Genomic DNA, 15,281 nt, shown 5'->3' on the forward strand with positions numbered 1-15,281 from the left:
TCCCCGTCTTCATGCAGTTCCCCGCCCCCCCCTCCGAAACCACGGAGGTCACGTTCCAACTCCCCACCTTCGCCAGCGCTCCCCTCTCGATCTCCGGGTGAGGCCCCCATGACCTCACGACTCACCGCAACCCTCACCACCACCGTCCTCCTCACCACCACCCTCTACACCGCCACGACGGCCCACGCCGACGACAGCCCCAGCGTTCCCCCCGGTACGGAGGCCACCGCCGTCGCGCCGGTCGAGCTGGACGTCAACGACCCGGATCTGAAGCTGCCGGAAGGCGCCACGCTGGCCGAGCCGAAGGTGCTCGACATCAAGCAGGTCGTGGAGGACGAGAGCGGCGAGGAGCGCCGGGAGGACACGAACGCGGACGTGAAGTTCGCCCTCCAGGCGGAGGTGCTGTTCCCCAAGGACAGCGCCAGGCTCAGCGCGCAGGCGAAGGCACGGATCGGGACGATCGCGCAGGAGATCAAGGCGCAGAACGCGACACGGATCCGGGTGTTCGGCTTCACGGACGACCTCGGCTCCTCGGCCCACGGCGACGTCCTGTCGAAGCGGCGGGCGAACGCCGTCCACGAGATCCTGGACGCGGAGCTGAACGACCCCGGTGTCACCTTCGAGGTCCGCGGATACGGCGAGGACTACCCGATCGCCTCGAACTCCTCGGAGGAGGGCCGCAAGAAGAACCGCAGGGTGGAGGTGTCGTTCCCGCGGGGGGAGAGCTGACCCGCGGCCGGCAGGGCAGTCGTCAGTCCGTACGCACGGAGACCACAGAGACCCGCGTCCCCGCCCCCATCCCCCACCCCGCCATCGCCCCCGCCCCCGCCTCCACCACATGCCGAGCCCGCAGCCGGGGCAGTCCGAGCCGGCCCGGGCGCATCGTGCGCACGGCGATGACCTGGAGCCTCCGGTCCAGGTAGGCCACGTCGATGGGGACGCGCATGCCGAAGGTGTGGATGCTGCCGGCGGGGGAGAGGAGGAGCGCGCCCTCGACCGTGTCCCGCCCCAGCAGGCCCTTGGTGCGGGCCCGGTAGGACGTCGCGATCTCCAGGGGGACGCGCGTCTCACCCCCGGCCCCGTGCACCACCAGCGTCCCCCGCCCGTCACGCCACCGCCGCCCCATCGCGGCCACCTCCCGTATCGGCACGTTCCGGTGGACCAGACTGTCACCATGCGCAGGATCCTGTTTCAGATGTCGGTGTCCCTGGACGGGTACATGGAGGGTCCCGGCCGCGATATCAGCTGGCACCGCGTCGACGACGAGCTGCACCGCCATATGAACGACACCCTCCGCGACATGGGCGGCTTCCTGAGCGGGCGGGTCGTGTACGAGCTGATGGCCGGGTTCTGGCCGACGGCCGATCAGGACCCCGGCGTCGGCGCGACCATGGCGGAGTTCGCCGGGATCTGGCGGGACATGCCGAAGATCGTGTACTCGCGCACGCTGCGGGAGGCGGACGTCGGGTGGAACACGTCGGTCGTACGGGAGGTGGTGCCGGAGGAGGTCCGCGCGCTGAAGGCCCGGCCCGGCGGCGATCTGGTGCTCAGCGGGGCGCGGATCGCGGAGGCGTTCCTCCGGCACGGGCTGGTCGACGAGTTCCGGGTCTACGTCCATCCGGTTCTCGTCGGGCGCGGTACGCCCATGTTCCCCGAGGCCTCCACGATGACCGACCTGCGGCTCCTGGAGAGCCGTACCTTCGGCAACGGGGTGGTCCTGCTCCGGCACGAAGTGCGGTGAACGGCCGACGGCCACCCGGGTAGTCGGATAAACCGGTTGTCCCCTGAACCCGCTGCGCCGTTAGGTGGTCCCATGACTGGTCTCGGCGCTGTGTTCCGTCCGCAACTTCCGCCCGAGCGACTGCGCGCCCTCGCGCGTCTCGCCGACGACACCGGGCTCGACGAGTTGTGGCTGTGGGAGGACTGTTTCCTGGAGGGCGGGATCTCCACGGCCGCCGCCGCGCTCGCCTGGACCGAGCGAGTGAGGGTGGGGGTGGGTCTCCTGCCCGTGCCGTTGCGCAATGTGGCGATCACGGCGATGGAGGCGGCGTCCCTGCACCGCATGTTCCCGGGCCGCGCGGTGGTGGGCGTGGGGCACGGGGTGCAGGACTGGATGGGGCAGGTCGGGGCGCGGGCCGAGTCGCCGGTGACGTTGCTGCGGGAGTATCTGGCAGCGCTGCGGGCCCTGCTGCGCGGGGAGCGGGTCAGCACCGAGGGCCGGTATGTGCGGCTGGACGACGTGGCCCTGGACTGGCCGCCTTTCGAGCCGGTGGAGGTGCTGGCCGGGGTCACCGGTCCGCGCTCGCTGCGGCTGTCGGGGGAGGCCGCCGACGGGACGATTCTCACCGCGGCCACGCCTCCGGACGGCGTACGCCGGGCGCGGCGGCTCATCGACGAGGGGCGGGCCTCGGCGGGGCGGAACGAGCCGCACCGGATCGTCGTCTATCTGCTGACCGCCACAGGTCCCGACGCCTCCGCCCGGCTGCGGGCCGAGCTGGCCGCCGAGGGTCTCGCGGACGTGCCCGAGCTGGGGGTCGCGGGTGACGCGGCGGATGTCGCGAAGGCCGTCGGGCGGCTCGTCGAGGCCGGTGCCGGCACGGTCGTCCTGCAACCGACCGCCGATGAGCCCGACCCGGAGGGGTTCGTACGGTTCGCGGCGGAGCGGGTACGGCCGCTCGTACCCTGAGACGCCTGGAGACGCCCGAAAGCGCACGCGCAACAGAATCGAGACGAGCACCCATGGAACGCCGGCACACGCCCTCCTTCGAGGAACTGATCGCCGAGGGTGCCTCGGTGCCCACCGAGGGCTGGGACTTCTCCTGGTTCGAGGGGCGGGCCACCGAGGCGCGGCCCTCGTGGCGGTACGCCGAATCGCTGGCCGGGCGGCTGGGCGCGGCGAGTGCCGTCCTGGACATCCAGACCGGGGGCGGGGAGGTCCTGGACTTCGCGCTGGGCCGGGCGGCGACCGCCCCCGCGCTCACCGTGGCCACCGAGGGCTGGCCGCCGAACGTCGCCAAGGCCACGGAGCTGCTGCGCCCGCGCGGTGTCGCGGTCGTGGCGGCGCCGCAGGACGCGCCGCTGCCGTTCGCCGACGGCGGCTTCGACCTGGTCGTCAGCCGGCATCCCGTGGTGCCGCACTGGGGCGAGATCGCCCGGGTGCTCCGGCCCGGCGGCGCGTACTTCGCCCAGCACGTCGGACCGAGCAGCGTCTTCGAACTCGTCGAGTACTTCCTGGGGCCCCAGCCGGAGGAGGTCCGCCGGGGCCGGGACCCGGAGCGGGAGCGGGCGGACGCCGAGGCGGCGGGCCTGGAGGTCGTGGAGCTGCGGGCGGAGCGGCTGCGGATGGAGTTCCACGACATCGCCGCCGTCGTCCACTTCCTGCGCAAGGTGGTGTGGATGGTGCCGGGCTTCACCGTGGAGGCGTACGAGCCGCAACTGCGGGCGCTGCACGAGCGCATCGGAAGCGAGGGGCCGTTCGTCGCCCACAGCACCCGGCATCTGTTCGACGCGCGGAAGCCGTGGTGAGCGGTGCCAACGAGCCCTCGCGGGGCGCCCGTTGGCGGATGGGAGCTTGCGACTGGATACCGGTGTCATCGCGAGGCCGGTGCCACCCGGAGCGGGGTTCAGGCGTCGCGTGTTTCCACATCGTTATCGCCGCCGACTCGCCTCCCGGGCACTGGCTCGCGTAAGTTCAGACCAAGCGAATTCGCGCGAGCAAAGCTGCGCGGTGGCACCGCGCAGTGGAGGGGGCTGCGCGGCGCACTCCGCCCCTTGCCCGGCGCGCCCAAGGCCGCTGCCGGCGGCCGTCAAGCGGGCGCCGACGCGCCGGGGTCGCCCGCGCGGGGGACCCCGGCCGCCCCCGGGCAGGCCCGCAGCCCCCTGTGAATCGGCCCGGAAGCCCCGGTGGAGCCGCACTTTCCAGGGTCGGCGTGCCGTTGCCGGGCGACTTCGGAGAGTAGTTGTGGCGCGCCGATGTGCGCAGCGGCCCTTACGAAGGGTTATGGTGGAAACCCCCCCTCGGGCCGGTCCGTCTCCCCCCCACGGACCGGCCCGTTTCTCTGTCCCGGGCAGGCCCCCGGCTCTCTTGCCCCGGGCGGGCCCGGGCCCAGGAACGGCGCTGCGCCGCCGCGGGGGTAGGCTTCGCCCCGGGGGACCGCCATACGGACAGGGACGCACCCGAACCCGCTCTCGGACCAGCCGCCGTCGGCGCGCCGTGCCCGTCCCCTGTCCGATCCGCACCGGAGGGGCTGACAATCACGTGAACCTGCGCGACAAGCTGCGCGGCCTGCTGGTCAGGCTCTACGCACGCCGGGTGGAAGGCCACCTGGACCACGCTCAGGTGCCCAAGCACATCGGCGTGATCATGGACGGCAACCGCCGCTGGGCCAAGGCCGCGGGCTCCAGTACCGTGCACGGCCACCGGGCCGGGGCCGAGAAGATCGAGGAGTTCCTCGGCTGGTGCACCGAGACGGATGTCGAGGTCGTCACCCTCTGGCTGCTGTCCACGGACAACTTCGACCGGCCGCAGGAGGAGCTGGGCCCGCTCCTCGGCATCATCGAGGACGTCGTGCGCACCCTCGCCGCCGACGGCCGCTGGCGGGTGCACCACGTGGGCACGATGGATCTGCTGCCGGCGGGCATGCAGGCCACTCTGAAGGAGGCCGAGGAGGCCACCGCCCACGTCGACGGGATACTGGTCAACGTCGCCATCGGCTACGGCGGCCGGCAGGAGATCGCCGACGCGGTGCGCTCGATGCTGCACGAGGCGGCCGGGAAGGGCACCTCCGTCCAGGAACTGGCCGAAGCCGTCGACATCGACATGATCGGCCGGCACCTCTACACGGGTGACCAGCCGGACCCCGACCTGGTGATCCGCACCAGCGGCGAACAGCGGCTGTCCGGATTCATGCTCTGGCAGACCGCCCATTCGGAGTACTACTTCTGCGACGTCTTCTGGCCGGCCTTCCGCAAGGTCGACTTCCTGCGTGCCCTGCGTGACTACGCGGCACGCCACCGCCGTTACGGCGGCTGACCCACACCCGCCCCCTGAGCGGGCGTACGTGTAGCCCTTTCGGCGTAGGGCAAACGGCGGCAAGACGGCGCATGTCACGTGGAGTTCACCGGCGCGCCGTCATATGCCGTGGCATGGCATCGCTTGTTCGAGGGCATAGACCAGACAGGTCGACACCCGAACCACGGGTGTCGGATCTTAGCGGGCGGCACGGGGCCGTCCGCCCGGGAGGCCCTTTGCACCAGCCCGATCGTGCGCCCACGGCGCGGACGAAGCGGCGGAGGGCCGGTTTTCGGCCCGTGCAGGGCGGCCGTCGACCGGCCGGAATTTCCCGCCCTCCCGGCCCTGCTTCCACTCCGTCGCTCCCCGACCTCATCCGAGGGGGTACGTCCTTCCGTGGTGACCAGCGCACAGCGCCACAAGCCAGACCGGCGCACCTATGTTCTCGACACCAGCGTCCTGCTGTCCGACCCGAACGCTCTGAGCCGCTTCGACGAGCACGAGGTCGTGCTCCCCATCGTCGTGGTCACGGAGCTGGAGGCCAAGCGGCACCATCCCGAACTCGGCTACTTCGCCCGGCAGGCCCTGCGCCTGCTCGACGACTACCGGGTGCGGTACGGCCGTCTCGACGCCCCCATCCCGATCGGGGAACTGGGCGGAACCGTCCGTGTCGAGCTCAACCACTCGGACCCCAGCGTGCTGCCCACCGGCTACCGCCTGGGGGACAACGACTCCCGCATCCTCGCGGTCGCCCGCAACCTGCAGGCCGAGGGGTTCGACGTCACCGTCGTCTCGAAGGACCTGCCGCTCAGGATCAAGGCCTCCTCCGTGGGGCTCCTGGCCGAGGAGTACCGCGCGGAGCTCGCGATCACGGATTCCTCCGGCTGGACCGGGATGTCCGAGCTGACGCTGCCCGCCGAACAGGTGGACATCCTCTTCGAGGAAGGGCACATCCACGTTCCCGAGGCGGCGGAGCTGCCCGTCCACACGGGCCTGACCATCCACTCCGAGCGCGGCCGGGCACTCGGCCGGGTGACCCCGGAGGGGAACGTCCGGCTGGTGCGCGGCGACCGGGAGGCGTTCGGCATCAAGGGGCGCAGCGCCGAGCAGCGCATCGCGCTGGATCTGCTGCTCGACCCGGACGTCGGGATCGTGTCGATGGGCGGCCGGGCCGGCACCGGAAAGTCGGCGCTGGCGCTGTGCGCGGGGCTGGAGGCGGTGCTGGAGCGCCGTCAGCACGAGAAGGTGATGGTCTTCCGTCCGCTGTACGCGGTCGGCGGGCAGGAGCTGGGCTATCTGCCCGGCACCGAGGCGGAGAAGATGAGCCCGTGGGCGCAGGCCGTCTTCGACACCCTCTCCGCGGTCACCAGCCGTGAGGTCATCGAGGAGGTCACCGCGCGCGGCATGCTGGAGGTGCTGCCGCTCACCCACATCCGCGGCCGGTCGCTGCACGACGCGTTCGTGATCGTGGACGAGGCGCAGTCGCTGGAGCGGAACGTCCTGCTGACCGTTCTGTCCCGGATCGGCGCCAATTCGCGGGTAGTTCTGACCCATGACGTGGCGCAACGGGACAACTTGCGGGTCGGGCGCTACGACGGTGTCGTCGCCGTCGTGGAGAAGCTGAAGGGGCATCCGCTGTTCGCGCATGTCACCCTGACCCGATCCGAGAGGTCCCAGATCGCGGCGCTTGTGACCGAAATGCTGGAGGACGGGCAGATCTGAGCCGCTTCTGATCCTCTGATCGACTCGCCCCGCCTCGGGGCGGTTGCAGGTGAGTTGGCGCCGTCCGGAAAGGCCAAGAGCCTAGCCGGGCGGCGCCCTCGCTTGTACGGGAACGAGGAAATCGCCGGGCGCAAACGGGATGTGAGCTTTCACACGCAACTCGGAATTGCCTAGCGGCGTCGCCGTGCGGCAGAGTCTCACTCCTGTCAGGCCCCGCATACGACACACCTGTACCCCCAGGGGTATCCCCACACTTCCGTGGGGGAGGTACGGCACCACTTGAAGGCCCCGTCAACTGCATAACGACCGTCGTATGCCGCCCGTGCACCACGCGGCGCTCCCCGCGAGGGAGTTGCCCACCGGGCCCGCGCCTCCCGTGACCCCGCAGTTGGGGAGGCCAGTGTCAGGGGCACGATTGCGTCCGCCAGGGTCACCGAAGCGGGCGATGCTGGAAGGAAACCGTGTGAGCCGGATTTCGGTCCGGGGATTCGCAGTGGCCTCGGCCACCGCGGTCACCGCAGTCGGAAGCGTCGTCGGCGTTGCCTCGGGCAGCACCGCGCAGAACAACGACGCCGAGGCGGCGGCAACCGACCTGACGCTCCTCGCGGACATCCCCGCGGGCCAGCAGGCCGAGGTGCAGACCGCGTCCCTGACGCAACAGGCCGACGTCCAGGCCATCGCCGCGGACGCGACCGCGAAGAAGGACGCCGAGGAAGCGGCCCGCAAGAAGGCCGCCGAGACCGCGATCGCGAAGAAGGAGCAGGCCGAGAAGGCCGCGAAGGCCGCCCAGGAGGCCAAGGAGCGCCAGGAGGCCGAGGAGAAGGCCAGCCGCGACGCCGCCCGGGCCGACGCCTCGACCTTCGCCGTCCAGAGCTCGTACTCCATCGCGCAGATCCAGTCGATGGCCGCGCAGATGGTGCCGGGCGACCAGTTCCAGTGCTTCAGCAACATCGTGGACCACGAGTCCGACTGGAACTACCGCGCCGTGAACCCCTCCTCCGGTGCCTACGGTCTCTTCCAGGCGCTGCCCGGGACCAAGATGGCGTCCGCCGGCGCCGACTGGCAGACCAACCCGGCCACCCAGATCAAGTGGGGCCTGAACTACATGAACGAGCGCTACGGCAGCCCCTGCGGCGCCTGGTCGTTCTGGCAGGCCAACCACTGGTACTAGGCCGCGAACGCCCGCGGACCGTACTCCGCTCGACTACGTGAAGCCCCTCGCCGTTCTACGGTGAGGGGCTTTCGCCATGTACGGTCTGACGGGACGACTCCAGGGGGGAGTGGTGGGGACCGACGGGGGAGAGGGACGGAACATGTCGCGAGTGCCAGGGTGGCTCGGCCGGCTGGGCGCCGGCCTGAACCGTATGGGCAGGCAGTGGGAGGAACGCCGCGCCGAGGCGGAGCGGGAGCACGCGGACGCCGAGTACGACGCGGCCGGCGCGCCCGGATACGTGCCGCCGCCTCCCGGGTACGCCCCGGCCGTCGCGCCCCGCCCCGACCCGGCGCACGCCGTGCCGTGGGGGGTCCGGGTCGCCGCCGAGGCCGGCTGGCGGCTGCTGGTGCTGGCCGGCACCCTCTGGGTGCTGATGCGGGTCATCAGCGCCGTCCAGCTGGTGGTGCTGGCGTTCGTCGCCGCGCTGCTGATGACGGCGCTGCTCCAGCCGACGGTGGGGCGGCTGCGGCGGCTGGGGGTGCCGCGCGGGCTCGCGACCGCGCTGACCGCGCTCCTCGGGTTCGTGGTGATGGGCCTGGTCGGCTGGTTCGTGAGCTGGCAGGTCATGGAGAACATCGACAACCTCTCCGACCAGGTCCAGGACGGCATCGACGAACTGCGCCGCTGGCTGCTGGACAGCCCCTTCCACGTCACCGACAAGCAGATCAACGACATCGCGGAGAACCTGCGCGAGGCGATCGGCGCCAACACCGACCAGATCACCTCGGCGGGTCTGGAAGGCGTGACGGTCGTCGTCGAGACGCTGACCGGCATCCTGCTCGCCGTCTTCTCCACGCTCTTCCTGCTCTACGACGGCCGGCGCATCTGGGAGTGGACGCTGAAGCTGGTCCCGGCCGCCGCCCGGCCGGGGGTCGCGGGCGCGGGGCCGCGGGCCTGGCGGACGCTGACCGCGTACGTGCGCGGCACGGTGATAGTGGCCCTGATCGACGCGATCTTCATCGGCCTCGGCATCTACTTCCTCGATGTGCCCATGGCCGTGCCGCTGGCGGTCTTCATCTTCCTGTTCGCCTTCATCCCGCTGGTCGGCGCCGTGATGTCCGGGGCGCTGGCGGTGGTCGTGGCGCTGGTCACCCAGGGGGTGTTCACCGCGGTGATGACGCTGGCCGTGGTGCTCGCCGTGCAGCAGATCGAGGGGCACATCCTCCAGCCGTTCATCCTGGGCCGGGCGGTGCGGGTGCATCCGCTCGCCGTGGTGCTGTCCGTCGCGACGGGCGGCATGGTGGCCGGGATCGGCGGTGCGGTGGTCGCCGTACCCCTGGTGGCGGTGACGAACACGGTCGTCGGGTATCTGCGGACGTACTCGCAGGAGGCCGCGCTCAGGCACTCGCCGGCGCCGCACGGCGCCACGTCGACGGACGTGTCCCCGGCCGAGCCGCCGGTGGACCCGGCCGGCTGAGCACGACGAAGGCCCGGCCGGCCGAAGCGCGACGAAGGCCCCGTCCACCGCTGGGTGGACGGGGCCTTGCCGGTGTGCTCAGCGGATCACTCGGCGAGGACCGCCTCGGCGTCGAGGGTGACGCCGACCGCCTGCACCACGGAGGCGATCTTGAACGCCTCCTGGATCACGTCGCGGTCGAGGCCCGCCTTGCGCAGCACCTGCTCGTGCGAGTCCAGGCACATGCCGCAGCCGTTGATGGCGGACACGGCGAAGGACCACAGCTCGAAGTCGACCTTGTCGACACCGGGGTTGCCGATGACGTTCATCCGCAGGCCGGCGCGCAGGGTGCCGTACTCGTGGTCGGACAGCAGGTGGCGGGTGCGGTAGAAGACGTTGTTCATCGCCATGATGGCCGCCGCGGACTTGGCCGCGGTGTAGGCCTCCGGCGTGAGGTTCGCCTTCGCCTCCGGCTCCAGCTCACGCAGCACGATCGGGGAGCGCGAGGCGATGGCGGTCGCCAGCACGGTGCCCCAGAGCTGCTGGGCGGGCAGGTCGGAGTTGCCGATGACCGAGCCCAGGTTGAGCTTCAGGTCCTTGGCGTAGTCCGGTATGCGGGACTTCAGGGAGTCGAGCGACATGGGTCACTCACCGGCCAGCAGCGCGACCGGGTCCAGGGTCTCGTCGCCCTTGCTCCAGTTGCAGGGGCACAGCTCGTCCGTCTGCAGGGCGTCGAGGACCCGCAGGACCTCCTTGGGGTTACGGCCGACGGAGCCGGCGGTCACCATGGTGAACTGGATCTCATTGTTCTGGTCCACGATGAAGACCGCGCGCTTGGCGAAGCCGTCCTCGTCCTCGATGCCCAGCTCGCGCATCAGCTCGTGCTTGGAGTCGGCCATCATCGGGAACGGCAGGTCGCGCAGGTCCTCGTGGTCCTTGCGCCAGGCGTGGTGGACGAACTCGGAGTCGCCGGAGAAGCCGAGGACCTGGGCGTCACGGTCGGCGAACTCGTCGTTCAGCTTGCCGAAGGCCGCGATCTCGGTCGGGCACACGAAGGTGAAGTCCTTGGGCCAAGCGAAGATCACCTTCCACTTGCCCTCGTAGGTCTTGTGGTTGATCTTCTCGAACTCCTTGCCCTTCTCCAGCGAGACGCAGGCGGTCAGTTCGAACTCGGGGAACTTGTCACCGACAGTGAGCACTAGCTCTCCTTGCAGCGCAGCGAAGAAACACCCGCTTTTGACAGGTGTTTCCCATGGGTTGGACGTGGCTGATGGTGGCACAGCGCGCATTGATTAGTGAAATAGCTACACTAGGTCGTGTTGATCGGAGGTAGTTATCAGTGACTGTCAGTAATGTGGGCCATCCCGGCAAGCGACGCCAGCCCAGTCTCGCCCAGCTCCGGGCCTTCGCCGCCGTCGCCGAGCATCTGCACTTCCGGGACGCCGCCGCGGCGATCGGCATGAGCCAGCCCGCCCTCTCCGGCGCCGTCTCCGCGCTGGAGGAGGTGCTGGGGGTGACCCTCCTCGAGCGTACGACCCGCAAGGTGCTGCTCTCGCCCGCCGGTGAGCGGCTGGCCGTCCGGGCCAAGGCGGTGCTGGCGGAGGTGGGCGCGCTGATGGAGGAGGCCGAGGCGGTGCGTGCGCCCTTCACCGGGGCGCTGCGGCTCGGGGTGATCCCGACGGTCGCGCCCTACCTGCTGCCGACCGTGCTGCGGCTGGTGCACGAGCGCTACCCCGACCTCGACCTCCAGGTCCACGAGGAGCAGACCGCCAACCTCCTCGACGGCCTCACCACCGGCCGCCTCGACCTGCTGCTGCTCGCGGTCCCGCTGGGCGTGCCGGGGGTGGTGGAACTGCCGCTGTTCGACGAGGACTTCGTCCTCGTCACCCCCCTCGACCACGGGCTCGGCGGACGCGAGGGCATCCCCCGCGAGGCGCTGAAGGAACTGAACCTGCTGCTCCTCGACGAGGGGCACTGCCTGCGCGACCAGGCCCTGGACATCTGCCGCGAGGCCGGCCGCGAGGACGCCCCCGTGACCACCACGGCCGCCGGCCTGTCCACGCTCGTCCAGCTGGTCGCCGGCGGCCTCGGCTGCACCCTGCTGCCGCGCACCGCCCTCAAGGTCGAGACCAGCCGCAGCAACCAGCTCCTCACCGGCTACTTCGCCGATCCCGCCCCGACCCGCCGGATCGCGCTGGCGATGCGGGCGGGGGCGGCGCGGGAGGCGGAGTACACGGAGCTGGCGGCCGCGCTGCGGGGGGCACTGCGACCGCTGCCCGTGCGGGTGCTGGAGGGCCAGGACTGAGCGGGGCCCGCCCGCCGTGCCCCGGCGGGCCCACGGCGGACCGGCCCCTCGGTCCTACTCCGTGCGAAGCCCGTCCGGGCGCATCAGACGGAGCAGGGGCGGCAGGCTGAGCAGGGTGACGGCGAGGACCACGGCCGCGCCCATGCCGGTCATCGCCAGCACGCTCGTCCAGTCCACGCGGACCGCGGTGTTCGTCATCTTCAGCAGCACCGTGCCCAGCGTCAGCCCCACCGCGCAGGCCAGCGCGAGGCCGAGCGCGATCGGGACCGCCGTCTGCCACAGCACCGACAGGCTCAGGGTGCGGCGCCGGGTGCCGAAGGCGACCAGCGACGACAGCAGTTTGCGGCGTTCGCGCAGCTGCTCCAGCTGGGAGACGAGCAGGCTCGCCCCGATCAGCAACAGGACACAGGTGGCGCCGACGAACAGGCCGGTGCGGATGGCGGTGAACCGGTTGCTCTGCTGGCTGGCCACCCAGGTCATCGGCTCGACGAACGGGTCGATGTCCGCGGCGGTGTTGCGCACGTACTCGCGGGCGTCCGGCACGGACTCGTCCAGCCGCACATAGAGCTGGCCGGGCACGGCCGTCGCCGCCTCGCGGGGCAGGGCGCTCGGGGTGAGCAGGATGCCGCCGCGCCGGGTACCGGTGGGGTCCGGGATCGAGCGGGCCCGCTTGATGTCCTTCGGCACGGGCCAGGCGACCGGCTTCGACTCGTCACCCGCCGGTGCGGGGTCGAAGTAGAGCGTGTTGCCCGGCCGGGCCAGCGCGGGCCCCTCGGTGTCGTAGTCGCCGCCCTCCAGGACGAACACGTCGCCGTCCCGGCAGGAGGGCAGCGCGGCCAGCTCCCGCAGGGATCCGCAGTCGCCGACGGCGACCTGTGTGAACCGGTCCGGGTCGGTGGGCCGGTTGTCGAACACGCCCTCGGAGAAGCCGTGGACCTGCCGTACTCCCTCGGTCGCCTCCAAGCGGGCGCGGGCCGCGTCGAGTGAGAGGCCCGCCGGGACGCCGACCTGCATCTGGGCGCGGCTGAGGTCCTTGCCGGTGCTCTCCGTGTAGTCGTCCTCGACGCCCGCGAACAGCATCTGGAGCGCTATCGCCCCGGCCACCGCCACGGCGATGCCGTTGACCATGCGGGCCGCGGAGCCGCTGCTCAGCTGGAGCCGGCGTACGGCGAGCTGCCAGGAGACCGCGCCCGCGCCGAGCCGGGCGACGACCGCCTCGACGATCCACGGCAGCAACGCGGTCACACCGACGAGGAGCAGCAGCACGCTGCCGGTGACGAGGTACTGGTTGAACTCGCCCTCGTTCCGGCCGTTGCCGATCATCGGGGAGAGCATCGCGAGGCCCGCGAGCGGCAGCAGCAGGCGCCACCACAGCCGGCGCCGCGCGGGCCGCGAGGCGCGCACCACACCGAGGGGTTCGATCACCACTCCGCGCAGCGCGACCTGGGTGACCAGCACGGCGGCGACCGGCACCGCCACGGCGACGAGCAGCGCCAGCAGCGGCGAGGGGTTGAGATAGCTCGGGAACGCGCTGAACCGGAACACCTCCACCGACCCCGCCCACTGGCGGCCGATCAGGAAGAACCCGGTGCCGAAGACCAGTCCGAGCAGCGCCCCGGCCATCGCCTCGCCCGCGGCCACCCGCCGGGTCATCCGGCTGTCGGAGCCGACCAGCCGCAACGCCGCGAGGCGCCGGTCGCGGCGCTCGCCGCCGAACCGCACGGCCGTGGCGACGAAGACACCGACCGGCATCAGCAGCACCACGAAGACGACCAGGACCAGCAGGAGCAGCACCGGGTCCATCCGCTCCGACGACGGCAGCGGATCACCGAACCGCTCGAGCCGGGAGACCCCGTCGTCGAGCCGGGCGGCAAGCCCTTCCCCGCCCCGGTAGAAGGAGAGTTCCTGCGAGCCGACCAGCCCGCTCTCCCCGATGGTGCCGACGATCCGCTGCGGCAGCCGGTCGCGCAGCAGCTTCCCCTCGTCCGACTCCAGCAGCCGCTTCAGCGCCGGGGAGACCACCATCTCGTCCACGCCGGGGAGCTTGTCGAGGCCGGGCGGTACGGGAGCGTGCGGCCCCTCGGGCTCCAGCACCCGCCCGCGTACGTCCAGCTCGCGGAAGGTCGTACCGACGTCGGCGATCAGGAGGGTGTCGTCGCCCTTCTTCGGCTCCGTCTGGTTGAAGAGGAGGTCCGAGCGGGCGCTCTCCCGGTCGTGCCGCACCGCCAGCGCGTTCGGGATCGCGGTCGTGAGCAGCAGCAACGCCACCCCGAGCCCGACGCCGACGGCGGTCAGCAGGGTGCGGATCCACCCCTCCCGCCCGCCGGCGAACGCGAACCGGAACCCCAGGCCCAGGTCCCTGGACCACTGACGCACGCTCATACGGCGCGCTCCATGTCCCGTGACCTGCCGTCCCGTACGACGATCTCGCGGTCGGAGTAGGCGGCGACCCGCGCCTCGTGCGTGACGAGGACGACGGCCGCGTTGGTGGACCGGGCCGCGTCCGTGAGCAGCTCCATCACGCGCTCGCCGTTGAGCGAGTCGAGCGCGCCGGTCGGCTCGTCGGCGAACAGCACCCGGGGGCTGGTGACCAGCGCCCGCGCCACGGCGACCCGCTGGCCCTGGCCGCCGGAGACCTCACCGGGCCGCTTGCCCGCGATGTCGTCGACCTCCAGGCGGGACATCCACTCGCGGGCCGCGCGCTCGGCGGCCTTGCGGGGCGCGCCGTTCAGCCGCAGCGGCAGTGCCACGTTCTCGACACAGCTCAGCTCCGGCACCAGCTGCCCGAACTGGAAGACGAACCCGAACTCGCTGCGCCGCAGCGCGCTGCGTTCGGCGTCGCTCATGGTCGCCATCTCGCGTCCGGCGTAGACGATCGACCCGGCGTCGGGGGTGACGATGCCGGCGAGGCAGTGCAGCAGTGTCGACTTGCCGGACCCGGAGGGGCCCATGACGGCGACGACCTCGCCCGGGTGGATGGAGAACGCGGCGCCGTCGAGCGCCGTCGTCGGCCCGTACGTCTTGCGCAGCCCTTCGGCCACGAGCAGGGCACCGGCGGGGGCGGTCATGCGGTCACCACCGTCTGGGCCAGCTTGTCGAGACGGGCGGCGGTCAGTTCGAGCCAGCGCAAGTCGGCCTCCAGGTGGAACAGGGCGTGGTCGCAGATCAGCTGGTCGGCGAGGTCGCCCTGGCGCTTGCGGTCGGTGAGGATCCGCATCATGCGCAGGTGCTCGGCGCGCTGGGTGTCGAGGATCCCGGCCGCGTCGCGATGGGTGAGCAGGGCGAGGACGACCTTGGTGTAGAGGGTCGACTGGAGGTACGGCTCGGGCTTCTCCGGGGTGGCGAGCCACTGCGCGACGTCGGTGATCCCGGCGTCGGTGATCGCGTACCGCTTGCGCTCGGGCCCGCCGCCGGGCTCGATGCCGTCGACTTCGACGAGCCCGTTCTTCAGCAGGCGGGACATCGTCGAGTAGACCTGGCCGTAGTGGAGCGGCCGGTCCTGACCGAACTTCGCGTCGAAGGCCCGCTTGAGGTCGTAGCCATGGCGGGGGCCGGACTCCAGGAGACCGAGAAGGGTGTGACCGATGGACATGGCGGCCACTCTACACACCATGTATACGTCGCGTGTATACGC

The 15,281-nt window shown here is 71.4% G+C and carries 15 protein-coding genes; 9 read left to right on the plus strand and 6 right to left on the minus strand.

The features are described 5' to 3' along the window. Nucleotides 1-108 precede the first annotated feature (108 nt). A complete protein-coding gene (locus tag VE614_RS04110; RefSeq protein WP_324932095.1) occupies nt 109-729 on the plus strand; it encodes an OmpA family protein in 621 nt (206 codons plus the stop codon). Between the two features lie 22 nt (nt 730-751). On the opposite strand, the gene VE614_RS04115 is transcribed toward VE614_RS04110, so the two are convergent. Beyond that, nucleotides 752-1,126, minus strand: coding sequence for a DUF192 domain-containing protein (locus tag VE614_RS04115; protein WP_324932098.1), 375 nt, complete (start codon nt 1,124-1,126; stop codon nt 752-754). Between the two features lie 48 nt (nt 1,127-1,174). On the opposite strand from VE614_RS04115, the gene VE614_RS04120 reads away from it, so the two are divergent. From VE614_RS04120 to VE614_RS04150, 7 genes are all read left to right on the plus strand, one after another. Further along, nucleotides 1,175-1,741, plus strand: coding sequence for a dihydrofolate reductase family protein (locus tag VE614_RS04120; protein WP_324932101.1), 567 nt, complete (start codon nt 1,175-1,177; stop codon nt 1,739-1,741). Between the two features lie 72 nt (nt 1,742-1,813). After that, a complete protein-coding gene (locus VE614_RS04125) occupies nt 1,814-2,686 on the plus strand; it encodes an LLM class flavin-dependent oxidoreductase (protein ID WP_324932104.1) in 873 nt (290 codons plus the stop codon). 53 nt (nt 2,687-2,739) lie between these two features. Continuing rightward, complete coding sequence (locus VE614_RS04130; protein WP_324932107.1) at nt 2,740-3,525, plus strand: class I SAM-dependent methyltransferase; 786 nt, start codon at nt 2,740-2,742, stop codon at nt 3,523-3,525. Between the two features lie 733 nt (nt 3,526-4,258). After that, nucleotides 4,259-5,032, plus strand: coding sequence for an isoprenyl transferase (locus VE614_RS04135; protein ID WP_324932110.1), 774 nt, complete (start codon nt 4,259-4,261; stop codon nt 5,030-5,032). Between the two features lie 375 nt (nt 5,033-5,407). Then, the gene (locus VE614_RS04140) at nt 5,408-6,733 is read left to right on the plus strand and encodes a PhoH family protein (protein ID WP_324932112.1); all 1,326 of its coding nucleotides are present in this window, start codon (nt 5,408-5,410) and stop codon (nt 6,731-6,733) included. A 463-nt stretch (nt 6,734-7,196) separates the two neighbouring features. Beyond that, nucleotides 7,197-7,904, plus strand: coding sequence for a transglycosylase SLT domain-containing protein (locus VE614_RS04145; protein WP_324932114.1), 708 nt, complete (start codon nt 7,197-7,199; stop codon nt 7,902-7,904). Between the two features lie 142 nt (nt 7,905-8,046). Next, a complete protein-coding gene (locus VE614_RS04150; RefSeq protein ID WP_324932122.1) occupies nt 8,047-9,363 on the plus strand; it encodes an AI-2E family transporter in 1,317 nt (438 codons plus the stop codon). 86 nt (nt 9,364-9,449) lie between these two features. Here VE614_RS04150 and VE614_RS04155 read toward each other — a convergent pair whose 3' ends face one another. Together VE614_RS04155 and VE614_RS04160 are read right to left on the minus strand one after the other, a co-directional pair. Further along, complete coding sequence (locus VE614_RS04155; protein WP_043503774.1) at nt 9,450-9,983, minus strand: alkyl hydroperoxide reductase; 534 nt, start codon at nt 9,981-9,983, stop codon at nt 9,450-9,452. A 3-nt stretch (nt 9,984-9,986) separates the two neighbouring features. Beyond that, entirely contained in the window at nt 9,987-10,541 is a 555-nt protein-coding gene (locus VE614_RS04160) for a peroxiredoxin (protein ID WP_324932129.1), read from the minus strand. A 140-nt stretch (nt 10,542-10,681) separates the two neighbouring features. Between VE614_RS04160 and VE614_RS04165 the strand changes: the two genes are divergently transcribed. Next, nucleotides 10,682-11,647, plus strand: coding sequence for a LysR substrate-binding domain-containing protein (locus VE614_RS04165; protein WP_324932133.1), 966 nt, complete (start codon nt 10,682-10,684; stop codon nt 11,645-11,647). A gap of 54 nt (nt 11,648-11,701) precedes the next feature. On the opposite strand, the gene VE614_RS04170 is transcribed toward VE614_RS04165, so the two are convergent. The 3 genes from VE614_RS04170 to VE614_RS04180 are packed head-to-tail and all read right to left on the minus strand — an operon-like array spanning nt 11,702 to nt 15,239. Further along, complete coding sequence (locus tag VE614_RS04170; RefSeq protein ID WP_324932136.1) at nt 11,702-14,029, minus strand: ABC transporter permease; 2,328 nt, start codon at nt 14,027-14,029, stop codon at nt 11,702-11,704. Beyond that, nucleotides 14,026-14,715 carry an ABC transporter ATP-binding protein gene (locus VE614_RS04175; RefSeq protein ID WP_324932139.1) on the minus strand — a complete coding sequence of 230 codons (690 nt, stop codon included), beginning with the start codon at nt 14,713-14,715 and terminating at the stop codon, nt 14,026-14,028. Before VE614_RS04175 ends, VE614_RS04170 begins: the two co-directional genes overlap by 4 nt. Next, nucleotides 14,712-15,239, minus strand: a complete 528-nt coding sequence (locus tag VE614_RS04180) for a PadR family transcriptional regulator (RefSeq protein ID WP_324932142.1) — start codon at nt 15,237-15,239, stop codon at nt 14,712-14,714. The genes VE614_RS04175 and VE614_RS04180 overlap by 4 nt, the downstream gene beginning before the upstream one ends. Nucleotides 15,240-15,281: the final 42 nt, after the last annotated feature.

It is taken from the genome of Streptomyces sp., assembly GCF_035645055.1.
In the GTDB taxonomy this organism is placed as follows: Bacteria; Actinomycetota; Actinomycetes; order Streptomycetales; family Streptomycetaceae; genus Streptomyces.

Coding starts and splice junctions, on each gene's coding strand:
- VE614_RS04110 (WP_324932095.1), top strand. CDS start 109: ATGACCTCACGACTCACCGCAACCCTCACCACCACCGTCCTCCTCACC.
- VE614_RS04115 (WP_324932098.1), bottom strand. CDS start 1,126: ATGGGGCGGCGGTGGCGTGACGGGCGGGGGACGCTGGTGGTGCACGGG.
- VE614_RS04120 (WP_324932101.1), top strand. CDS start 1,175: ATGCGCAGGATCCTGTTTCAGATGTCGGTGTCCCTGGACGGGTACATG.
- VE614_RS04125 (WP_324932104.1), top strand. CDS start 1,814: ATGACTGGTCTCGGCGCTGTGTTCCGTCCGCAACTTCCGCCCGAGCGA.
- VE614_RS04130 (WP_324932107.1), top strand. CDS start 2,740: ATGGAACGCCGGCACACGCCCTCCTTCGAGGAACTGATCGCCGAGGGT.
- VE614_RS04150 (WP_324932122.1), top strand. CDS start 8,047: ATGTCGCGAGTGCCAGGGTGGCTCGGCCGGCTGGGCGCCGGCCTGAAC.
- VE614_RS04155 (WP_043503774.1), bottom strand. CDS start 9,983: ATGTCGCTCGACTCCCTGAAGTCCCGCATACCGGACTACGCCAAGGAC.
- VE614_RS04170 (WP_324932136.1), bottom strand. CDS start 14,029: ATGAGCGTGCGTCAGTGGTCCAGGGACCTGGGCCTGGGGTTCCGGTTC.
- VE614_RS04175 (WP_324932139.1), bottom strand. CDS start 14,715: ATGACCGCCCCCGCCGGTGCCCTGCTCGTGGCCGAAGGGCTGCGCAAG.
- VE614_RS04180 (WP_324932142.1), bottom strand. CDS start 15,239: ATGTCCATCGGTCACACCCTTCTCGGTCTCCTGGAGTCCGGCCCCCGC.